The following is a 20,273-nucleotide window of genomic DNA, read 5'->3' on the forward strand; positions in this document are numbered from 1 at the left end:
AGGGCAATTAGCGGGTCTTAATGCGATGATAAGCTGCAAATGCATAATTCTGGACAATTTTCCATTATAAAGTTTATGGAACTCCAGTGATCATAACCAGCTTTCCATAAAGGGAATGCACAAATCCGCCGCAAATGTCGGCGGATGTTTTTATCTCAAAATTCAGTTTTAAGGCATCAAATCTTTCAGTACACTAAAATTTTCGCTGGGAAGGTTTGTAATTGCCGGGCGCTCCGCCGTCTGTCGCGTCTCTGGTCATTTCATCTTCTCGAAGCTCCTTGTTTCCAAGCTGTCCGATTTCGAATTCCCTCTGCACGGGATTATCCTGATCGGGTTCTATAATTTCAAAGCTGTCGCTTTCCGCTTCATCGCTGTTTTGGGTATCAATATCAGTTTCAAAACCTCCGGATGGGTCATTCTCCATAAGGTCATTTTCGATTTCCTTTTCGGTTATGTCTTTGGACCGGGGGCCGGGTTCATTACGGGGGTTCTCTGAATCATACTTATTACTGTTCTCATCGGTGCCCAGGTCATCTGCGTAATCCGGCCCGGCATTATCTGTAATGGGGTGGGCTGTAGTTGAGGCAGTTTTTTGATCTGCTTTATTGCCTTTGTCAGGGTTTTGAAAATTCTTCTCATCCTGAGGGTTGTTTTCCTTTGTATCTGAAGCTGCCATTTTATTTTTTTTAGCTGGATTATTGCTGTCGTTTTTTTAAAGGGGTGTACCGCAGGAAGATTGTGGGTACTGCCGTGGCAGCTGACATTTTTTCCTTTTGTGTGCTTTGCGGGCTGTCCTTTATCAAATGTACAGCGGATAGGGGGGATTTTTTTACAGAATAAGGGGCTGCAGTTATAAAATAGCGATCAGGTAATCAGGAGGGTAGGTGTAATATTGTATATATAGACGATGCTGATTACTGAGTTTTTAGGTTTGATATTTTTTTTATGTTTAATATTTTTTTGGAGCTTTTACCCGCTATACGTTCCACCCGAGCGCTAGCGAACTGGCGAAGCAATCTTTTGCGCCGAACCCCGGCACAAAAGGATTTCCACTGCTGTCGGGGCTAAAAAGTTAAATAGACAATTTGGAATAAGCCAATTTCTGACCTCAATGGAACAACAGACAAAAGTAAAAGTTATTTTTGCAGCCCAAAAAATAGCAGCTCCACTTTTAAACAAGAAAATAAATGACGCTTTTCTGGTTTCTATTTCTTTTGGGGATATAGTTTATATAACCGTATTCATTTAAATCCTTTATGCACCTGTGATACGTGGCAGGGCCGGTTTTTTTGGCTGTTATTAATCGGCAGGAGGAATTTTTAACGCAATCTGATCGGGATGATTAGCATTGTCAATTGTATTTAATATTATTTTTCTGGAGCTTTTTCCCGCTATTCGTTTCAATCTTTTGTACCGAACCCCGGCACAAAAGGATTTACGCTGCTATCGGGGCTAAAAAGTTAAACAGACAATTTGGAATAAGCCAATTTCTGACCTCGATGCAACAACAGACAATAGTAAAAGTTATTTTTGCAGCCCAAAAAATAGCAGTTCCACTTTTAAACAAGAAAATAAATGACGCTTTTCTGGTTTCTATTTTTTTTGGGGACGTAGTTTATATAACCGTATTCATTTAAATCCTTTATGCACCTGTGATACGTGGCAGGGCCGGTTATCTTTGCTATTTTCATAATTTCATGCCTGTAGGCTCTGATAGGATTGATGTTGCCTTGATTTGTTCTGAATTGGAGCAGTGCCGCAAAAATTCCAATATGGGTAATGCTGATGCGCTGGTCTTTATTGAAAGTAAAGCGGGTAGGGGCGTTTCTTTTTTTCAGGATAAGGGTCGGCATTTACAGAACAGCATACAGGTGATCAGGTGGGTATATTATTTTAAGGTTTGATATTATTTTTTAGGAGCTTTTTCCCGCTATTCGTTCCAATCTTTTGCGCCGAACCCCGGCACAAAAGGATTTCCACTGCTATCGGGGCTAGAGCTGCAGGCCCTATTTTGCGTTGGAGAATTGTAAAATTGAATTCAATTGTCGTATTTCTAATTTGCAGACGGTGCAAAAATAAAGCAGCTATTATGTAAGATATTTTTTTTGCTTTTTTATGTCTATAAAAAAAAGGATTCTAAACTTGGACAGGATTGTAATGGAAAGTGATTTAGGTCGAAATTAAGATTAAAGAGTTATGGTATGTTTGAATTTCTTAACTTTGCATTATGAAAGAGATCATAACAAGAGAAATTTCGCAGTTTAACAATGAATTGAAACTCCAGGGTTTTAAGGCATTTCAGATAGAGGATGATGGCGCAGAAACCAGGACCTACAGCAGAAAGGAATTTTATAAAATCTGTCTGACTACGGGAAAAAGCAAGATTCATTATTCTGATAAAACCTATGAGCAGGAAGGAACGATTCTTTTTTTCGGAAATCCGCACATTCCGTATTCGTGGGAAACCATTTCCACAACATACGTTGGTTACACCATTTTATTTTCTGAGGAGTTTTTTAAAAATTCCGAACGTTCTGAAAGTCTGCAGCAATCTTCCTTTTTTAAAATCGGCGGGACGCCTGTTTTGAAAATCACAGAAGAGCAGAGAGGGTTTCTGAATACTATTTTTCAGAAAATGATTGCCGAGCAAAAAAGTGATTATGCATTTAAAGATGAACTGATTCGTAATTACATCAGTCTTATTATTCACGAATCTTTAAAGATGGAACCTTCTGAAAATTTTGAGCAAAACAAGAATGCCTCATCCAGATTAGCATCTGTGTTTTTAGAACTTCTGGAAAGACAATTTCCTATTGAAACCACTTCGAGTCCGCTTCAATTAAGAACGGCGCAGCATTACGCCCAGCATCTCAATGTGCATATTAATTACCTGAACCGGGCCGTAAAAGAAGTCACGGGAAAATCAACAACTACACATATTACAGAGCGAATCATCACAGAAGCCAAGGCGCTGCTGCAGCATACCGACTGGAGTATTTCTGAAATCGCCTACGCGCTGGGATTTGAATATCCGACCTACTTTAATAATTTCTTCAAAAAAATTACCGGAACCAATCCCACCGCATTCCGTTTAGCAGAAGTTTGAATTTCTTAAGCTTTGGTTTGATAATCGTTACTGCCATCCTTATAGGCAGCCTTATCTTTGTATCTGAATATTTAATTCAAATATTATGTCAGATAAAGACCCTATTTCCGCTGCCTGCTCATCCCAAATAGATATTTTTGGGAGGCTTTTATCAGGTGAAACCATACTTTCAAACGATCCGCAGCTAGGCAGATTAAGGGATGAAGCATTTGCTGTCAAAGCATTGCTTACCCAGATGAACAATGCTGTAAATCCTCAGGAAATTACAGAGATATTAGACACAATTTTAGATAAAAAAATCCAGGATGTAACCGTATTTACACCTCTTTACATCAATTGCGGAAAACACATTACAATTGGAAAAAATGTTTTTATCAATTTTGGCTGCACTTTTCTGGCATTGGGCGGGATTACCATTGAAGACGATGTTTTAATTGGCCCTAAAGTCACTCTTGTTACCGAAAACCACCCATTAGATCCCAAGGAGAGAAAAGGATTGACTGCCAAACCCATCCATATCAAAAAAAATGCATGGATTGGTGCCAATGCCACGATTTTGCCCGGCGTTACCATTGGGAAAAATGCAGTTGTCGCGGCAGGGGCAGTTGTTTCCAAAGATGTTCCCGATAATACGATTGTTGGCGGGATTCCTGCAAAATTCATTAAAAATGTTTAACCTTAAAAGATAGATTATGAAACTGAAATCTCTTCTAACGGTTATGGCTGTTCTTTTCGCTCTTTCTTTCTGTAATGCAAGCTGTGGCAATGACAATCATACAGCACCGCAAGACAATAAGAATGAAAATGAAAATACTAATACTAATTCAGCATCAAAAATGAAAATAACAATTGGCACAGCAGTTTTCACGGCAACATTGTATAACAATCCCAGTGCAGCTGCACTTAAAGCAGTGCTTCCACTTACCATAGACATGACAGAACTGAATGGCAATGAAAAGTATTACAATTTCCCCAGTCCGCTTCCAGCAAATGCTTCAATTGGAGGTGATATAAAGCCGGGCGATTTAACGCTTTATGGCGGCAATGTACTGGTGCTTTTTTATAAAAGTTTCAACACTTCCTATAGTTATACAAAACTGGGATATATTGACAACCCTGCGGGACTGGCTGCTGCATTGGGTAATGGAAATGTGATTGTGAAATTTGAAAACAAATAAAATGGAGTCTTATGAAAAGTAATTTTAAAACAGCATTTTTATTCATAATGTTATTAGCAATGGGTTGGCTATCATTAGATTGAGGGCAGGCCTATTGAAATTATCAAAAAAGGTGATGTCATAAAATGTCCGCCAAATGTTAGGCATTGGCACGGTGCAAGTGCTGATGTAGGTTTGCAGCTATTATACATCGTTCCAAACACCGAAAAGGGGATTGTAAACTGGAACGAAGCGGTAACCGATAAGGTGTATCAAAGTGCTCAATAGTTTTCAAAAAGAATTGAAACTAAATATAATTAATTGTGGAAAGTAATATAAAAGACAAAGTAGTAATCATTACAGGAGCCAGCAGCGGGATGGGAGAAGCATCTGCCAAGTTATCTTTCGACCAGCAGCACAGGAGCTTGAGTAAACCTCTGTGCAAAATTTAGGAAAGGGATGGTGAATCGGTAAAAATAGATAACTAAGGAGTAATATTTAAAGTATTAAAAATAATTAAGCATAAAATGAAAAAAGCATTGGCAGTCACAATATTGTTTCTGATAACAGGGCAGTTATCTGCACAAAAAACAAAATTAAATACACAAAAAATGAACACTTCAAAAGAACATTATACATTCCAGTTAAGCGATAAGGTAACCCGTCAAAAAGTGAGCTTTAAAAACCGTTACGGCATTGCATTAAGCGGAGACTTATACCTTCCGAAAAATGCTGTAACTGAAAAATTAGCAGCATTAGCGATCAGCGGGCTATTTGGGGCAGTAAAACAGCAATCATCAGGATTGTATGCCAACCAAATGGCGGAACGCGGTTTTATTGCTTTGGCTTTTGACCCGTCTTATACAGGCGAGAGTAGTGGCGAGCCAAGAAATCTGGCATCTCCTGAAATCAATACGGAAGACTTCAGCGCCGCGGTTGATTTTTTAGGACTGTTGAAAAACGTTGACAGGAACAAAATTGGGATCATCGGGATTTGTGGTTTTGGCGGTTTTGCCTTAAATGCTGCAGCTATTGATAAAAGGGTTAAAGCGGTTGCCACGACAAGCTTGTATGATATGACCCGCGTAATGTCCAAAGGATACAATGATTCAGTAACTCCGGATCAAAGAACCAAAACACTGGAAGTTTTGGGTGAGCAGCGCTACAAAGACGCCGAGGCTGGAAAACAAGCCGATGGGCCAAGAAATCTGCCCGAAAAATTAAAAGGTGATGAACCGCAATTCGTAAAAGAATATTTTGACTATTACAGGACACCGCGCGGTTTTCATGTTAATTCCGTAAATTCAAACGGAGCCTGGCTTGCAGCCAATCCAATCTCGTTTATGAATATGCCAATACTGACTTACGTAAAAGAAATTTCTCCAATACCAATGCTATTGATTGCCGGAGAAAAGGCACATTCAAGATATTTTAGCGAAGATATTTTTAAAGTGGCAGGCCAGCCGAAAGAACTGATCATTATCCCAAATGCAGTTCATGTGGATCTCTATGATAAAATAGATGTGATTCCGTTTGATAAGTTAGAAAGTTTCTTTAACGATAATTTGAAATAAGATATCAAACGCTTATTGAAAAAGCGGAACCTGCCTTTAAACAAGAAAATAAATAACACTTTTCTGGTTTCTATTTCTTTTGGGGATATAGTTTATATAACCGTATTCATTTAAATCCTTTATGCACCTGTGATAACGTGACAGGGCCGGTTTTTTTGGCTGTTATTAATCGGCAGGAGGAATTTTTAACGCAATCTGATCGGGATGATTAGCATTGTCAATTGTATTTAATATTATTTTTCTGGAGCTTTTTCCCGCTATTCGTTTCAATCTTTTGTACCGAACCCCGGCACAAAAGGATTTACGCTGCTATCGGGGCTAAAAAGTTAAACAGACAATTTGGAATAAGCCAATTTCTGACCTCGATGCAACAACAGACAATAGTAAAAGTTATTTTTGCAGCCCAAAAAATAGCAGTTCCACTTTTAAACAAGAAAATAAATGACGCTTTTCTGGTTTCTATTTTTTTTGGGGACGTAGTTTATATAACCGTATTCATTTAAATCCTTTATGCACCTGTGATACGTGGCAGGGCCGGTTATTTTGGCTATTTTCATAATTTCATGCCTGTAATCCGGGAGGAATGTTATTTTAGGTTTAATATTCTTTTTAGGAGCTTTATCCCGCTATCCGCTCTAATCTTCTGCGCCGAACACCGGCGCAGAAGGATTTCCGCTGCTATCGGGGCTAAAAAGTTAAACAGACAATTTGAAATAAGCCAATTTCTGACTTCAATGGAACAGCAGACAATAGTAAAAGTTATTTTTGCAGCCAAAAAATAGCAGCTCCGCTTTTAAACAGGAAAATAAATGACGCTTTTCTGGTTTCTGTTTCTTTTTGGGATATAGTTTATATAACCGTATTCATTTAAATCTTTTATGCACATGTGATACGTGACAGAGGAGTTTTTTTTTACAGCATAAGGGGCTGGATTTATAGAACAGCGGTCAGGTAATCAGGGGGGCTGCAGTATTATATAGAATGACAATGCTGATCACTGGGTTCTTAGGTTTGACATTATTTTTTAGGAGCTTTTCCCGCTATGCGCTTCAATCTTCTGCGCCGAACCACGGCGCAGAAGGATTTCCACTTCACACGAGCGAAGCAAACTGGCGAAGCAATCGGGGCTAAAAAGTTAAACAGACAATTTGAAATAAGCCAATTTCTGACTTCAATGGAACAGCAGACAATAGTAAAAGTTATTTTTGCAGCCCAAAAAATAGCAGCTCCGCTTTTAAACAAGAAAATAAATGACGCTTTTCTGGTTTCTGTTTTTTTTGGGGACGTAGTTTATATAACCGTATTCATTTAAATCCTTTATGCACCTGTGATACGTGGCAGGGCCGGTTATCTTTGCTATTTTCATAATTTCATGCCTGTAGGCTTTGATAGGATTGATGTTGCCTTGATTTGTTCTGAATTGGAGCAGTGCCGCAAAAATTCCAATATGGGTAATGCTGATGCGCTGGTCTTTTTCTATCGATCTAAAGAATTCAGTTAAAGGGTTTAATTGTTCCATCACTGCTGTATTTTAGATTTTATTCCTTTTTGGACAGATTGTTTCGGGAATGCTGCTGCCTGGTTTTTTGATGAAGCTTTCTGTATTTTACGAAATTGCTGGTCATAGATATTCAATGATCTAAACTGCGGATTGGCCTCTATATAAATCTGATTTTCTCGTCCATTTTTAATCAGCACAGCAGATACGCTGTCACCCTGCCTTATAGCATTTTTCAGTTTCTCCATTTCATATGTATTAGATATATCTTTTAAAGGAATGGCCTTTAAAGTCTTTTCTAAATCATAAGCATATTCATTTCGAAATTCTTTTAAGTGATAACTGCCCGAAGCATCTCTATCATTAAAGTCGAGCTGAAACCATGATTGGTTATGCTCTACAGAACGGCCTGACAATAAATTATAAGCTTCATTCAGTTTAAAATTGTTTTCCAGCCCATTTTTAAAGTAATATTCCCTGCTATCTTCTGGTGCGGAATTATTCTGCAGGCTGCTTTTAAATCCGTCGAGTTCAAAATGACCTTCAGCATTTTTTGAAAACGAAAGGGTATGAGTGATCTTTTCTTTTTCATTAAGGTAGTAGGATAGAGGAATGCTGAAATTTTCCTGTTCCTTGTCAATAAGATTTTTTAATTTTTCGGATAAATCAGGAAAGCCGATACGCTGCACTTCCTCGTTAAGGGAATTGAAGTTTCTTTCGTCTTTTTTTGCCTCACTGCGAAGTGAAAGCTGATTTTGAGTGCTGGTGATTAATTTCCTCAGGATACGTGAAATGAGACTTGGATACAATTGTTTTGCCATCCTTTGGATTTCCATTTTAAGGATTCGAAGCGTATGCTGCTCCTCAATATTTTTTGAAGATCTGTATTTCGTTCTGATTCTATCGAACTGGCGCAGTTTCTCGGCCAATAAAGATCTGTTTTCTGCCGGAGTAATTGAAAAGAGCGTACTCAAACGCTCCTCTCTTGCTTTCCATTGGCTGAATTCTATTTCTACTCTATTTACGGGAAACTGCGGGTTCATCATTTAAGCTTTAATTATTTTTAAATCTCTAAAGCGAATTAGACTGCTGTCTTCTTTTTTTTGGTTTGTTCGCCGAAGGGGTTTCACTGTTTTCGTCAGTGCTCTCAGACTGTTTTTTCTCTGATTGTTTTTCAGATGTTTTTTCTCCTTCTGATTTTTTCTCTTCCTTGCTTTCTCGATGATTGATGCGCTGGAGGTTTCCATCATATACATTAAGAGTCTTAAACTGCGGATTTGCTTCCACGAACATTTTGCTTTCAACGCCGCTGACAACAAAAGTCACAGACTGAAGATTTCCTTTTTTAAGGGAGTTCATAAGGTCTTCCTTATATTGCGGCGTACTGAGTTCTTTTATGGAATGCTTCTCAAGGCTTGCTTCCAGATCATAGCCGTAATTCTGATGGTAATGGTTAATCTTAAAATTTCCGGAATTGTCTGTCTGTTTAAAATCGAATTTTAACCAAGAATTGTAGCTTTCTCCTTCTTTAGTTTTAAGATCTTTATTCACCGAACGGCCTTCCATTAAATTATAGGCTTCTTTGAGTGTAATGCTGGTTGCATCATTATTGATGTAAAAGGTCTGCTGCAGTCCCTGCTTGTTTTCTTTTTTCTGAAGATTCACACGATAGGAATTAAAAAAGTACATATCAGTCTGGTCTGACTTCTTGAAGTTCAGCTCAACCGTTACGGTGTCTCTGTTTGGAACGCCATTGTTCATAATGCCGGTGTGCATGATTTTAAAATCCTTATCTCCTTTCAGCATGTTTTCTCTCAATTCAGCATCGAAAGTTTCTCCAAATCCAGTATATTTCAGCTGGTCTTTCAGGTAATTTAAATTATTCTCATTCATAATATTTGTATTTAAGTTGTTTTCTGGTAATTCTTTGTTTTCTCTTGACAGACGGACAAACTCCGTAAGATCAAGTTTCTGATTGCTGTACAGATCAATTCCGCTCTGCATGACTGTCTTTAAGTCATTTATAAGCGAATCGATGGGCACGCTCTTAAAATAGTCGATATCATTAACCCCCACCAGACAATGGTCCTCTGCGCCCATTGATGTCCTGAAAAAAGCAATGTTATCGCTGTCAGCTGATATATTAACAGGGTGAGCGGCATAGCGATAGCCTAGTGAAGCCATTTCCTCTGCAAAGCTTAACAGCGTTTCGGTTTCATTGATATTTATATTCATAAGCTGCTTTTTAAGTTTTTTAGGATGGTGCCGGGATTATGGCAGCGGGATTACTTTATCGGCCAGATTTTTTTTAATATTAACCTCTAAGTGGCGTCCGCCATTCTTTTCCAGCAGCTGGAGCGTTAAAAGCTTATTGTCTGGAATGGTAAATTTCTCCAGTGCAAAAACTTTTACTGCTTCAGACTTATCAGGAATCACCGCAATTGATGAAGTGCAGTACAGCGGCTGGATCTCAATTTCCTGCGAGGCAGTTCGTTTTGATTTTCGCTGGTCTCTTATGAAAAAACGCAGCTGGTCGATATCGTAATTAATTTTTGACTTATTCTCAAATACTACGCGCAGATACAGCACATCCTCATGTATAAAAATGCCGCTGACCTCCAGTTTTATCTGAAACTTAGCTTTTTTTAAGCCGCTGGTCTTTATTTTTTTTGATAATGCCAGTGAAGCAGACTGTTCTATTTTTTTCTGATTTTCGTTCTCTAAAGTGAATAATACATCCTTACTCGCCGCCGCAGCATTTTCTGCTTTTATATTCAGATCAGGGCAGTTGTCGTCGTAATTTAGCACAAATACATATAATTTTGCATCAGATGTAACCACTGTCAGGTTAGTCTGGAAAAAATATTGTCTCGCCGCTTTTACAAGCAGAATATTCTCGACTCCTTTGGCTTTCTGCACCAGAACATCGGCACTGCCTTTATCGATGCTTTTAATCTGGTAGGGAAAAACGATGCTGGTAGTCTTTGAATAGCCGATCTGAAGATTTTTATAGCGGTCTTCATAAAAAACAGTTTCCCTGCTCTTTAGCTGGGGATGAGCCCAAACAGGAACCAGCAGCAGACTCATTAAAAACAAATAATTAATTCTTTTCATCTTATTCTATTTTATGGTTTTAAATTCTTTTGTTTTTCATCATATAACAGCACCTTGTATCCTGCTTTTACCACAACTTTTATAAGTTTTACCTTTTTGCTCATAAGACTTTTGGCTGCCTCAATGCCTATGCCCGCAGCCTGTGCTCCCCATGAATCAGTAATGCCGGTAAGTCCGAGTGTCTGAATCGAGCGGTCGGCAGATGCTTTGGCCACATCCCTGTTAATGGCACCCGGAATATATATGCCCTCAATACCGTCCATATCAAAGACCGAGAGCTGCACTGGGAAAATGGAACCATGATGCTGGAGGTTTTCTATCTTTATTTCAAGCCTTTCACCTTTCAATGCCGCCATGCCGTATAGGAAGGTGTTTTTCGGTATTGTTCTTCCCTGAAGCGTAATATCGGCAGTGAGCCTTAGTTTAACCACAGATCCGTTTACAATGGTCTGCGTTTCGTGCACGGCAGCTTCAAGTGCATTCTGCTGATGATCTGGATTTAAATCCTCATCTGCCGTGAAAAAAGCATTCAATTTAAAGGACTCTCCAGGTATTGCATTTTCTTGGAGAGAAGTAATATAGTCCGCCGTTTTTTTAGGGACTGCGGAATAAACTTTTCCTTTTTTTTGTTCGGAATTCTGTTTTAAACGTTCCTGCACTCTTGAAGGATGCTGGATATCCAGGATATTTTCCAGCATGCCTCCGAGCTGCTGCAGTTCCGGGTCCGGCTGAGTTTCGCCCATTGCGGACATCATCTGTTCCAAGTTCTTAATCTGGGCAGATACTTCATTTGATGAGCCGTAGTTTTCAAACTCCCTCATATCCTGCCCGTAATTTTTAACCGGTGCAGGCTGGCTGATGGTTTTCTGGAGCAGCTGCAGCTTTTCGTAGATTTTCTGCTCGTTTCTGTCCTGCGGGGCCACTGCATTCAAGCCGCTTCCTTTTTTTGAAAAACTCTGGGATGCAAAATCCAGTTCCGGGAACTCCTTCAAGGATTCTTGAAGAACTTTTTGATTGGAATAGTTCGGATCTTTTTTAATCTGCTCCTGCAGTTTGATGGAATCTACTGCTGCCTGGTCATAGTAGCTCATTTTATCCAAAGAAGAATCTTCTTTGAAATTTGGAAGCGGCAGTTTAAAATTAAATCCTTTCTTTATTTCATTTTCAGCCGCTGCGGCTTCCGTTCTTCCTCCTCCAAGGGTGTAAAAAAGAATGGTGATAAAAGGAAGTGTTATCATCGGCAGAGCCAGAAGCATTTTTCGTTTTTTTGCTTCTTTAATTGATATCGTCTTGGTTTCCATTTTTTTATCTTTTAATCGATTATTTTAATTTTTACAGTCTGCTTTGAAATTTTAACCCGCTGGGCTTCCTTTCCTGAAAAGGCATTATAAAGGTTATAAATAAGATAGCCTGCTGACAGGATAACAAATAAGCTGAGAAGAAAAATGAGCTTTCTCTTTGAGCACCCTTCCGCCAGACCGCTCATTTTTTCAGACCATTTTTTTTGTGCAGAGAGATAGTGCCTATGGTATGTAAAAGGGATTTCTCGTTTTTTAAACAGTGATTTCATAACCCGTCATTTACGGTTTTCAACAGTTAAATCCCGGTTTTCAATCGTGTTGAAACGTTCGATTAAAAAACCGTGCGGATTGTTGTCGCTTCTTGATACATTGCGCAGGCTTCCTTCGGTAATCAGGCTTCTTTTTAAAATGCTGGTGGTTCTGATGATGTTCTGCCTTGAGAAACATTTAAAGCGGTAGGGATAGTCCCGTGTATCGACAGTTACACTGTCAATCTGGATGGTCTGGCTCATATTGCCTGAAATAATCCCGGAATAAAAGCCGTTTTCTTTCAGGTCATCATAAATTCTTTTAGCACTTTCGTCCGCCAGATAAAGCGCTTTAGTGACATGGGTTTTAATTACCTTGTCATCCGGATCCAGGGTAAAGAAAAACTGGTGGAAAGTTTTAATATGATCTCTTGCTTCAACAGGCACATTATCCTTTCTGTCCGAAGCATATGCTTCCAAAGCTTTTCCAGCCGCCAGGATATATATTTTATCCTGCATACGGCTTACAGTCTGAAAACTTCTGCTTACAGTGTAACAGCATATTACAGCGCAGCATATAATAACCAGTAAGGTAAATCCTCTCACATATTTAAATGCAGTGTCTATATTTTTCATTTTGGTGAACATAAGCCGGTCATTTAAGTTTGTTTTGAATTTCCTTTGAGCCTGTCGCTCATATAGTTTCCTTTCTCCTCAAAATAAGGAGCAGAGGAGGAGGAGGCAGACATGCTCTGCGACATCCTTCCCGCGGCATTTCCCATTGAATCCAGAACCATCGCGGTTCCCTGCGATGTCTTGGAAACCGCTGAACTGGCTGAAGTGCTGAATAGGGTTGTGGTTTTCTGTGCCAAGGCTCCGCCGCCTCCCGCATGGACTATGTAATTGGCAACCGAAGGAACGGTGAAGTACCCTATAATGCCGATAATCATAAAAATTAAATAAGACATATCGGTCCTGCTGAAAAAGGTATCACCGGTAGCCTGCACCTGGGATAGATCCAGTTTGAGCATCAGTTCCTGAATCTTGCCTATAATGCTGCCAAATATATTGGCAACCGGCAGCCACAGATAAATATTGATATATCTTGCCAGCCAGACGGTAAGGGTATGCTGGAATCCGTCAAAGACCGCTATTCCGAAAACAAGAGGTCCGAGAATGGAGAGGACAACCAGCTGAAATGTCCGGAGAGTATCAATGCATAAGGCCGCGGCCTCGAACAAAACTCTCAGGATCTCGCTCATCCATTCTTTGACTGAGTTTCTAAAACTGTAGGAAGCCTTTTCCATTGCAAATTTGATGTCATTGCCAATTCCTGCCAGCATGCTCTCATCTGAGGGGTCGGCTCCGTCATGGGTGTATTTATACCATCTGTCCCGGTCCCCGGCGCCCGCTGCACCCACATACATTTTCCATGGATCTGTTTCTTTAACTGCCTTTTCTTTTTCTTTTAATAATACTGCAACTGCATTATTGGAGCCTGTGACCATAGCGGCAGTTGCCGTAACTGTGGGTTTCATAACCCCGTTGATAAGAGCAAGAACAGATGGGAAAATCATGATGCAGAATCCGATTACAAAGGGACGGAACAGCGGATAGAAATCAATCGGTTCGGCGCTTGCTATGTGCCTCCACACTCTGGAGGCGATATACCAGATGGTTCCGAATCCTGCGATGCCCTGTCCCACTGCCAGAAGATTGCCGCACAAAGGCATCATTTCATCGTAAAGCTGGTCCAATACGGAATGAAGGCTCTGCATATCATCGCCTAATCCCTGAGCCCTTGTCAAAAAAGGCAGCAGGAACAGAACTATAAAGGGAATGCTGCTTTTGTTTTTTAATGAAAGTTTCATATCCTTAATTTTTTAATTGCTGAAGGCTTTTAGAAGCAAGCACATCATTTTTTTCTTTTGCCCTCTGCAGCAGCAGTATGTTAGAAGTAGCATTAAAATCCCGCAGAAACACCAGTTTATCCTGCATCTCAAGAAAAATAGTATCAACCGCTTCAAGCCGTTCATCATCTGACATTCTCAGCTTGTCTGCTGTAACCACCATAGTAAGCTCATCAAGATTGCGAAGGCTCAGGTTCAAAATATTGCCGTAAACGGATTCAAAGTACTTCAGCTCCTTTTCATTGAAGTTCCCGCTTTTAGAGAATCTGCTCAGTCCATTCCTGCTTTCTTTTACCAGCAGGATCTGATAATTGATAATCTCTCCGACTTTTTTGTAATTTTTTACCATCGGGCTCACCTGCATCAGGGCGTCTAAAAAAGTTTTGTGAAGACTGAAGTTTCCCTGCGACATATCCTTAACGGTGTGGTATCCTCCTGAAAGCAGCTCATATCCCTTTTTCATGTCGCTGAGAATCTTTTTGAACTGCGATAGTTTTTCAATGTTGAGGATCAGCTGCTGTATCTCTGCTGACTGCGCATGTGCTTTCTCGGGGATAATCGAAAAGCAGATAATCAGCCCTAAAACCAGTATTTTTTTCATGATTTTTAATTTATAATCCGTAAACAACGTTTGTATTTTTAGAGTCCTTTTTTTCTGCTGCCTTGGATACAGACGCCATTCTGGCATCACTGCTGAAAGAGATGCAGAAATTGTAATCTTCCAGCATTGTTTCATGCAGCGCGTCAATACGTTCAATTCTCTGGTCGTCTTTAAGCTCTAGGCTGGCATCGGTAGTGACTGCCAGAAGGTGTTCCAGTGTATCGCCGCAGTTCTGCAGCAGCCTTTCAAACGAACGCTGGATATAATCCAGTTCATCGCCGTGAAATAAATCTGCTGTTTTTAGATCTGCAGAAGTCCTTTTACAGATTTTCATTATTTTGAACTGCAATGAAATAATTTCAGCGGTCTTATAATAGTTTCTGACTTTGGGATTAATTTTTAAAAGCGATGCGAAATAATCGCCATGCAGATTTACTTCGCCTTTTTTGGCATCACCGATAAAATTGAGTCCTTTTGATACAGCAGAATATCCTTTTTTAGCATAATCGATATACACCTGAAGCGCGGCAATCTGAAGCAGCAGCTGCTTTCGCTGATTTGCCTGAGCATTCATTCCCAGAGGGAAAATGATAAGCATTGAGAATATAATAAACAGTTTTTTCATGATGATTGTTTTTAAATTATGGAATTCCGTAAAATTCTTTCACAAGGTTTACATCTGCTTCTGTTTTAGCCCGCTGCAGGCTCAGCAGCATGTTCTGCTGGTTAAACAGGGTAAGGTCATCGTAATTGGCATCAATCTGATCCGCAGCTTTATTGATTATTTCAAGTCTTTTCAGATCGCTCATCTGGGTGGTGAATGAGTCCAGTATCAAAAAGATCTGGTCAATATTCTTTACGCTTTCCTCCAGTATTCCAGTGTAGACACGCTCCATGTACTCAATCTCACTGTCTTTAAAATGAGTGTCTCTTTTAAAAAGGTTCCAGGCTCTTTCGTATTCTTCGACAAGTTTGGTCTGCTTCTTTGTAATATCTTTTATCCTTTGGTAATAGGTAATAATAGATTTTACTTTTGCCAGCTCTTCATAATAGCCTTTATAAAGATCTTTCTGTTTCTGCGTCCAGTCCGAGATTTCGTCGAGCTTTAATTTAGAGAGGACATTTTCGACCTGCTTCTGCGCGTTCTGAAGCCATATCGTTTTATTCTGCAGTTTCTGGATCCGCAGATCGATTGCTTTAATTACTTTTTTGGTTACTGCTTTTACTATTTCAAGAATGGGCAGTGCCGCCGTTTTTTCAGCAGGTCTGGCCGGAGTGCTGATTAGCAGCAGGCAGATCAGACAGGCCGTGATTTTTGTTTTCATATTTCCATTTCATTAATATCCATTTCGCATTTCCTGAGCCATAGCGGCAATTCCCTTTCTGATGTCGCCGCCGAACTTTTGGGCGTACGCGTTCATTTTCACTTTCTCGCTTTCCTCGGTTGTGTAGGCAAGATATTCCTCCAGCGACACCTCTGTCCTGTAAACCTTTGAAAGCATTCCTCCCAGAGAGATAAAGACTTCCTTGTATTTTTTTGCGGGATCATTGGCTTTATTTACCGAAAGAACCAGTGCTTTTTCTTTGTCGGTAAGGCCTAAAAGTTCCTGTATCTGGTCAAATTTATTCTGGTACTTGCTCTGGTCCAGCAGGATCTTGCAGTCACTGTTGTTGATAATGGCCTGTTTCACCACAGGTGAAGAAATAATATCATCCACCTCCTGGGTGACTACTATGGCTTCCCCAAAGAATTTACGAACTGTCTTAAATAAATACCGTAAATATTCTGCCATCCCTTCCTTGGCAATAGCTTTCCAGGCTTCTTCAATTAAAATCATTTTACGGATGCCTTTCAGCTTTCTCATCTTGTTGATGAAGACTTCCATGATGATTATGGTTACCACTGGAAAAAGGATCGGATGGTCCTTGATATTGTCAAGTTCAAATACTATAAATCTTTCCTTCAATAGGTTTAGATTTTCTGTTGCATTCAACAGATAGTCAAACTCGCCTCCTTTGTAATAAGGACGAAGCACATAGAGAAAATTATTTACGTCAAAGTCTTTTTCTTTAACCTTGTCGCTTTCCAGAATGGCAACAAAATCATCTTTTAAAAATTCATAAAAGCTGTTAAAACATGGAAAGATGGCAGCATTAGATTCCATCTTTTCATAATAGAGCTGAAGTGCATTGGAAAGCGCCACATACTCGCTTCGGTTAAATGTTTCATCGTCTTTTTTCCAGAGTGCCAGCAGCAGGGTTTTAATGCTTTCTTTTTTCTCGGTATCCAGATTGTCGCCCTCTGAAATATAAAAAGGATTAAAACGGATAGGACTTTTTTCATCATAGGTGAAATAGTAGCCGCTGACCATATCGCAGAGCCCCTTGTAGCTGTGTCCGACATCCACCAGTACAATATGGGTTCCCTGCTCGTAGTAGCTTCTCACCATATGATTGGTAAAAAAGGACTTGCCGCTTCCCGAAGGCCCCAGAATGAATTTGTTTCTGTTGGTGCATATTCCCATTTTTACGGGCTCATCGCTGATATCCACATGAACCGGTTTTCCCGTCAGGCGATCGCCGAGTCTTATTCCGCAGGGACTCAGGGATGATCTGTAGCCTGTCTCCATATTCAGAAAACAGACCGCCTGCTCGGTGAAGGTGTCAAAGGTGTCATTCATGGGGAAGTCCGCCGCGTTTCCCGGCATTCCCGCCCAGTAAATCTGCGGCGCACCGACAGTTTCCTGCTTAGCCGCCGCATCCATCTGCGCAAGGGCAGAGGAGACTTTGTTTTTAATATCCTTAAGCTCTTCCTTATCGGTGCTCCAGCATAGCACATTAAAATGGGCCTTAACGGGAAGTCTCTGCTGGGAGACAGCTTCATTTAAAAAGTCATTTGTGGCATCCCTTGCAATCATATTTTCCCTGCTGTAGGCTGATAAAGACTGAAGCCTTAACCTTTTGCTTTCAAGCTTTTGGATTGTTTTCTGGGCATCCTCAATAAACAGGTACTGATTATAAATATGATTGCAGGATAAGAGCTGGCCGAGAGTGGAGGCAAAGCCGACACTGAACTTGGTTTTATCCGTCGAATAACGGTCAAAGTTGATTCTGGATCCGCATAACCCCGGCAGATCAGCGGCATCTCCCAGAGTGAAAAGCTGGCAGTGTTTGTCGCCGACTGATAAACCTTCATCAAATTTGATATCATTAAAAACAAATGAATCCTCCCTTTCAGATAAGAAACAGTATTTTTCGATTAGCCCAATTTTTCTGCTCTCGCTTTTAAGCGCTTGGTTTTTCAGTCTGGCCAGCTTGACAAACCCGCTGTCTTCCATAATTCTCTTGAACTGCCCGCAGGCATCTTCAAAATCCTCAAGAAGCTGCGGGCTTAGAACATCTTCGGGAACAATGGAGCTTCTGAGCAGATTGGAAAAAAGGGAGTTTGAGCTCTTTCTTCCCTGCGGTTTCTTGGTCAGCATTATATAGCAGTAATGCTCCAGAAAGGGTCTCTCGTTGAAAAAACGCTCGCTGCTTCTGGTTAAAAAACTGCTGTCATCTCCTGAAAAATCAGCTTTATAGGCACTTTCTAAAAACCAGTCCTGTTTATGAAATACACAGAACTTTGGAAGAACTTTAATGGCCTTAATCCATGATTGGTGAAAAGCTTCGTACTCCTGATCGGATAAGGTAAAAATCTCAGGAAGTTCCGCTTTAAAAACTATTGTTGCATCTCCCTGTTTTGATAAAATACAATCATGTTCCACTGCCATTATCGGCAGTATTTCCTCCATCTCCTTTTTCATCTTTAACGTATTTTACTTATTGTTTAACCCCTTGGCAATATTCCTGCGGGCATATGCGGCTTTTTGCCGTTTCCAGAATATGCAGTCCAAGCTTTGGATTGACACAGTTCCTAAGAATCTGCCTTTTATTCTTGAGTTTAAATTCCTTCAGGCTGAATCCTAAAGCTTTTTCAAGGTCGGGCATCTGGGCATGCCTGATCTTTATCTCTGAAAGACTCTCAATTGCAGGTATTGTAAAATTTGACCAGAACAAATGGCGGTGCAGTACCGCATCGGGTTCAATCAGAGGTTTATAGTACGGTTTGACATTCTCAACTGCCCAGCAGCATGAGGCATTATGTTTTAGAAACAGTATTTCCTGATAAAGCCTCATATCAGGGTAGACTGGGGCAGTGCCTCTGAATCTCACGCAGATATTCTGCCTGAAAGAGGAGTGCGACTGGCAGGGCGGAGAAGACCAGATAAAATCAAATTCGCGAAAATGATCTAAAAGATACTGGTGCGCATCGGCGGTTATTACATTATCATCTGGAAATCGCTGTGCATATATGGAAGCCAGCAGCGGATCCAGCTCAACAGCCGTCACTGATACATCTGTCCAGTTTTTCCTGTTGCCGCCAATTCCTGCATATAAGTTTAAGACTTTCATACATCATTATTCTAGTTTAACGTTCCATAGCTGTAACTTTGTAAATACAGCCCTGCTGTATGCCTTAATGCACTTCGGAATCTGTTTTGCAGCCAGCGCTTTCATCATGCCGTGCTCACCATACTTATTGCTCATCCTGTAAATCTTGAAGACAAGAAAACCGCCTGCTGCGCCTATAAGACCAACACATAGCAGCGAAGGAAGGCCGATTATATAAAGCACGGCAAAGACAATCATGAGTGCGACAACGCCTCCGCCCAGATACCAGATGTACTGCGCCTTAAGACCTTTGAATTCTATGCTTTTGTTGATTCCTTTGTTGATCTGGTAAACGCTGCTCATGACTGAATATCAGCTAAACGCCGAAAAAGGATTTAATTACCGTAGCCACCACAACTAGAAATACACAGCTTCCAAACCAGGCAGCGGCAACCTTTCCGGTATCGGGATCGCCCGCATTCCACTTCTGATATACCTTGACAGCGCCTATAAGGCCGAGTATGGCACCTACTGCGTACATGAGTTCAGTGCCTGCATCAAAATAACTTCTCACTTTCTGGTTGGCTTCATTAATGCCCGCTACACCGTCTTGCGCGTATCCCGTGCCATTAATCAGCAGCAATAAAAGAATTGAAGTGGCCTGCACTTTATTCTTTTTCCAAAAACACTTTAATTTCCAGCTACAATTTTCCATCATACATCATTTTTAAAGTTATTTCGTTATTTAAAAGCAGAGGAATACCGCCGTTACAGCTCTATTTCCTTGTCACATAAAGCCATACCGCACCAGAGAGAACGGGGGTGATTCCTCTGCTGGATTTTAGAATACTGATTCTTCCCAGAGACTGTCTGCCTCGCTTAAAGTCAAAAGCAGAGCAGGGTATTTTTCAGATTCGGAAACAATCAGTTTATTGATGCTTTCTCTAAGTGAAGAAATCTTCACATAAGGATATTCTTCAAGAAGCATTCTTAAGTAGTTTTGAAACTGTTCTTTTGATAAGCCTTTTTCTGCACTTTCTGCAGCAGCCTGCTGTATACGGACTGCAAGCTGTTCTGCATCATCCAGTGTATCGAATGATTCTGAGAAGTAATCCGAAATGGATTTTACTTCCCTTGTATTTTGAATATTTTTTTTGAAAGAGGGGAGTTTTAGTTTCTTTTCCCCTGAGAAGATTTTTTGTAAATCTCCGCTGTAAAATTTTAGCACTATAATTAAATACCAGATTATTACTGCTGTACCCATTGCAGCCAGGTAGCTGCTCCATGAAACATTTGTAAACATAGTTGTCATCATTTATCGTTCAACATC

At 40.3% G+C, this 20,273-nt stretch carries 22 protein-coding genes; 5 read left to right on the top strand and 17 right to left on the bottom strand.

Annotated elements, in window-relative coordinates:
* Positions 1–193 precede the first annotated feature (193 nt).
* Complete coding sequence (locus tag NLJ00_RS15015) at positions 194–676, bottom strand: hypothetical protein (protein WP_256634377.1); 483 nt, start codon at positions 674–676, stop codon at positions 194–196.
* A gap of 435 nt (positions 677–1,111) precedes the next feature.
* Between NLJ00_RS15015 and NLJ00_RS15020 the strand changes: the two genes are divergently transcribed.
* The 5 genes from NLJ00_RS15020 (at position 1,112) to NLJ00_RS15045 (ending at position 5,837) form a co-directional block, all read left to right on the top strand.
* Positions 1,112–1,249, top strand: coding sequence for a hypothetical protein (locus NLJ00_RS15020; RefSeq protein WP_256634378.1), 138 nt, complete (start codon positions 1,112–1,114; stop codon positions 1,247–1,249).
* 978 nt (positions 1,250–2,227) lie between these two features.
* Entirely contained in the window at positions 2,228–3,106 is an 879-nt protein-coding gene (locus tag NLJ00_RS15030) for a helix-turn-helix domain-containing protein (RefSeq protein WP_256634380.1), read from the top strand.
* 85 nt (positions 3,107–3,191) lie between these two features.
* Positions 3,192–3,782: a DapH/DapD/GlmU-related protein gene (locus NLJ00_RS15035; RefSeq protein WP_256634381.1), complete on the top strand. Its 591-nt coding sequence runs from the start codon at positions 3,192–3,194 to the stop codon at positions 3,780–3,782.
* 16 nt (positions 3,783–3,798) lie between these two features.
* Positions 3,799–4,284, top strand: coding sequence for a cyclophilin-like fold protein (locus tag NLJ00_RS15040; protein WP_256634382.1), 486 nt, complete (start codon positions 3,799–3,801; stop codon positions 4,282–4,284).
* Positions 4,285–4,790: 506 nt separating this feature from the next.
* Positions 4,791–5,837 carry an alpha/beta hydrolase gene (locus NLJ00_RS15045; protein WP_256634383.1) on the top strand — a complete coding sequence of 349 codons (1,047 nt, stop codon included), beginning with the start codon at positions 4,791–4,793 and terminating at the stop codon, positions 5,835–5,837.
* Positions 5,838–7,071: 1,234 nt separating this feature from the next.
* On the opposite strand, the gene NLJ00_RS15050 is transcribed toward NLJ00_RS15045, so the two are convergent.
* The 16 genes from NLJ00_RS15050 to NLJ00_RS15125 form a co-directional block, all read right to left on the bottom strand.
* Positions 7,072–7,356, bottom strand: coding sequence for a hypothetical protein (locus NLJ00_RS15050; RefSeq protein WP_256634384.1), 285 nt, complete (start codon positions 7,354–7,356; stop codon positions 7,072–7,074).
* A complete protein-coding gene (locus NLJ00_RS15055; protein WP_256634385.1) occupies positions 7,356–8,381 on the bottom strand; it encodes a hypothetical protein in 1,026 nt (341 codons plus the stop codon). Before NLJ00_RS15055 ends, NLJ00_RS15050 begins: the two co-directional genes overlap by 1 nt.
* Before the next feature lie 25 nt (positions 8,382–8,406).
* Positions 8,407–9,570, bottom strand: a complete 1,164-nt coding sequence (locus tag NLJ00_RS15060) for a hypothetical protein (protein ID WP_256634386.1) — start codon at positions 9,568–9,570, stop codon at positions 8,407–8,409.
* 36 nt (positions 9,571–9,606) lie between these two features.
* Complete coding sequence (traN, locus tag NLJ00_RS15065) at positions 9,607–10,449, bottom strand: conjugative transposon protein TraN (protein WP_256634387.1); 843 nt, start codon at positions 10,447–10,449, stop codon at positions 9,607–9,609.
* 11 nt (positions 10,450–10,460) lie between these two features.
* Positions 10,461–11,750 (bottom strand): conjugative transposon protein TraM, encoded by a 1,290-nt coding sequence (gene traM / locus NLJ00_RS15070; protein WP_256634388.1) that lies wholly within the window; start codon positions 11,748–11,750, stop codon positions 10,461–10,463.
* A gap of 11 nt (positions 11,751–11,761) precedes the next feature.
* Positions 11,762–12,019 carry a hypothetical protein gene (locus tag NLJ00_RS15075; protein WP_256634389.1) on the bottom strand — a complete coding sequence of 86 codons (258 nt, stop codon included), beginning with the start codon at positions 12,017–12,019 and terminating at the stop codon, positions 11,762–11,764.
* Positions 12,020–12,025: 6 nt separating this feature from the next.
* Positions 12,026–12,646, bottom strand: coding sequence for a conjugative transposon protein TraK (traK, locus tag NLJ00_RS15080; RefSeq protein ID WP_332020254.1), 621 nt, complete (start codon positions 12,644–12,646; stop codon positions 12,026–12,028).
* A gap of 11 nt (positions 12,647–12,657) precedes the next feature.
* On the bottom strand, positions 12,658–13,869 hold the full coding sequence (gene traJ / locus NLJ00_RS15085) for a conjugative transposon protein TraJ (protein WP_256634391.1): 1,212 nt from the start codon (positions 13,867–13,869) through the stop codon (positions 12,658–12,660).
* A gap of 4 nt (positions 13,870–13,873) precedes the next feature.
* A complete protein-coding gene (locus NLJ00_RS15090; protein WP_256634392.1) occupies positions 13,874–14,509 on the bottom strand; it encodes a TerB family tellurite resistance protein in 636 nt (211 codons plus the stop codon).
* Positions 14,510–14,519: 10 nt separating this feature from the next.
* Positions 14,520–15,134, bottom strand: a complete 615-nt coding sequence (locus NLJ00_RS15095) for a hypothetical protein (RefSeq protein WP_256634393.1) — start codon at positions 15,132–15,134, stop codon at positions 14,520–14,522.
* A gap of 16 nt (positions 15,135–15,150) precedes the next feature.
* Entirely contained in the window at positions 15,151–15,834 is a 684-nt protein-coding gene (locus NLJ00_RS15100) for a conjugal transfer protein TraI (RefSeq protein WP_256634394.1), read from the bottom strand.
* Positions 15,835–15,846: 12 nt separating this feature from the next.
* Positions 15,847–18,315 (bottom strand): TraG family conjugative transposon ATPase, encoded by a 2,469-nt coding sequence (locus NLJ00_RS15105; RefSeq protein WP_256634395.1) that lies wholly within the window; start codon positions 18,313–18,315, stop codon positions 15,847–15,849.
* Positions 18,316–18,331: 16 nt separating this feature from the next.
* Complete coding sequence (locus tag NLJ00_RS15110; RefSeq protein ID WP_256634396.1) at positions 18,332–18,964, bottom strand: DNA cytosine methyltransferase; 633 nt, start codon at positions 18,962–18,964, stop codon at positions 18,332–18,334.
* Between the two features lie 6 nt (positions 18,965–18,970).
* Positions 18,971–19,306 carry a DUF4133 domain-containing protein gene (locus NLJ00_RS15115; protein WP_256634397.1) on the bottom strand — a complete coding sequence of 112 codons (336 nt, stop codon included), beginning with the start codon at positions 19,304–19,306 and terminating at the stop codon, positions 18,971–18,973.
* A 13-nt stretch (positions 19,307–19,319) separates the two neighbouring features.
* Positions 19,320–19,658: a DUF4134 domain-containing protein gene (locus NLJ00_RS15120; protein ID WP_408611651.1), complete on the bottom strand. Its 339-nt coding sequence runs from the start codon at positions 19,656–19,658 to the stop codon at positions 19,320–19,322.
* 126 nt (positions 19,659–19,784) lie between these two features.
* Positions 19,785–20,246 carry a hypothetical protein gene (locus NLJ00_RS15125; RefSeq protein ID WP_256634399.1) on the bottom strand — a complete coding sequence of 154 codons (462 nt, stop codon included), beginning with the start codon at positions 20,244–20,246 and terminating at the stop codon, positions 19,785–19,787.
* Positions 20,247–20,273 lie beyond the last annotated feature (27 nt).

Origin of the sequence: Flavobacterium panici (assembly GCF_024499525.1) — a bacterium.
Lineage (GTDB): Bacteria > Bacteroidota > Bacteroidia > Flavobacteriales > Flavobacteriaceae > Flavobacterium > Flavobacterium panici.

Coding starts and splice junctions, on each gene's coding strand:
- traJ (WP_256634391.1), bottom strand. CDS start 13,869: ATGAAACTTTCATTAAAAAACAAAAGCAGCATTCCCTTTATAGTTCTG.
- NLJ00_RS15020 (WP_256634378.1), top strand. CDS start 1,112: ATGGAACAACAGACAAAAGTAAAAGTTATTTTTGCAGCCCAAAAAATA.
- traM (WP_256634388.1), bottom strand. CDS start 11,750: ATGGAAACCAAGACGATATCAATTAAAGAAGCAAAAAAACGAAAAATG.
- NLJ00_RS15110 (WP_256634396.1), bottom strand. CDS start 18,964: ATGAAAGTCTTAAACTTATATGCAGGAATTGGCGGCAACAGGAAAAAC.
- NLJ00_RS15030 (WP_256634380.1), top strand. CDS start 2,228: ATGAAAGAGATCATAACAAGAGAAATTTCGCAGTTTAACAATGAATTG.
- NLJ00_RS15105 (WP_256634395.1), bottom strand. CDS start 18,315: ATGAAAAAGGAGATGGAGGAAATACTGCCGATAATGGCAGTGGAACAT.
- NLJ00_RS15050 (WP_256634384.1), bottom strand. CDS start 7,356: ATGGAACAATTAAACCCTTTAACTGAATTCTTTAGATCGATAGAAAAA.
- NLJ00_RS15100 (WP_256634394.1), bottom strand. CDS start 15,834: ATGAAAACAAAAATCACGGCCTGTCTGATCTGCCTGCTGCTAATCAGC.
- NLJ00_RS15090 (WP_256634392.1), bottom strand. CDS start 14,509: ATGAAAAAAATACTGGTTTTAGGGCTGATTATCTGCTTTTCGATTATC.
- traN (WP_256634387.1), bottom strand. CDS start 10,449: ATGAAAAGAATTAATTATTTGTTTTTAATGAGTCTGCTGCTGGTTCCT.
- NLJ00_RS15055 (WP_256634385.1), bottom strand. CDS start 8,381: ATGATGAACCCGCAGTTTCCCGTAAATAGAGTAGAAATAGAATTCAGC.
- NLJ00_RS15015 (WP_256634377.1), bottom strand. CDS start 676: ATGGCAGCTTCAGATACAAAGGAAAACAACCCTCAGGATGAGAAGAAT.
- NLJ00_RS15125 (WP_256634399.1), bottom strand. CDS start 20,246: ATGTTTACAAATGTTTCATGGAGCAGCTACCTGGCTGCAATGGGTACA.
- NLJ00_RS15035 (WP_256634381.1), top strand. CDS start 3,192: ATGTCAGATAAAGACCCTATTTCCGCTGCCTGCTCATCCCAAATAGAT.
- NLJ00_RS15075 (WP_256634389.1), bottom strand. CDS start 12,019: ATGAAATCACTGTTTAAAAAACGAGAAATCCCTTTTACATACCATAGG.
- NLJ00_RS15120 (WP_408611651.1), bottom strand. CDS start 19,658: ATGGAAAATTGTAGCTGGAAATTAAAGTGTTTTTGGAAAAAGAATAAA.
- NLJ00_RS15095 (WP_256634393.1), bottom strand. CDS start 15,134: ATGAAAAAACTGTTTATTATATTCTCAATGCTTATCATTTTCCCTCTG.
- NLJ00_RS15045 (WP_256634383.1), top strand. CDS start 4,791: ATGAAAAAAGCATTGGCAGTCACAATATTGTTTCTGATAACAGGGCAG.
- NLJ00_RS15115 (WP_256634397.1), bottom strand. CDS start 19,306: ATGAGCAGCGTTTACCAGATCAACAAAGGAATCAACAAAAGCATAGAA.
- NLJ00_RS15040 (WP_256634382.1), top strand. CDS start 3,799: ATGAAACTGAAATCTCTTCTAACGGTTATGGCTGTTCTTTTCGCTCTT.
- NLJ00_RS15060 (WP_256634386.1), bottom strand. CDS start 9,570: ATGAATATAAATATCAATGAAACCGAAACGCTGTTAAGCTTTGCAGAG.
- traK (WP_332020254.1), bottom strand. CDS start 12,646: ATGTTCACCAAAATGAAAAATATAGACACTGCATTTAAATATGTGAGA.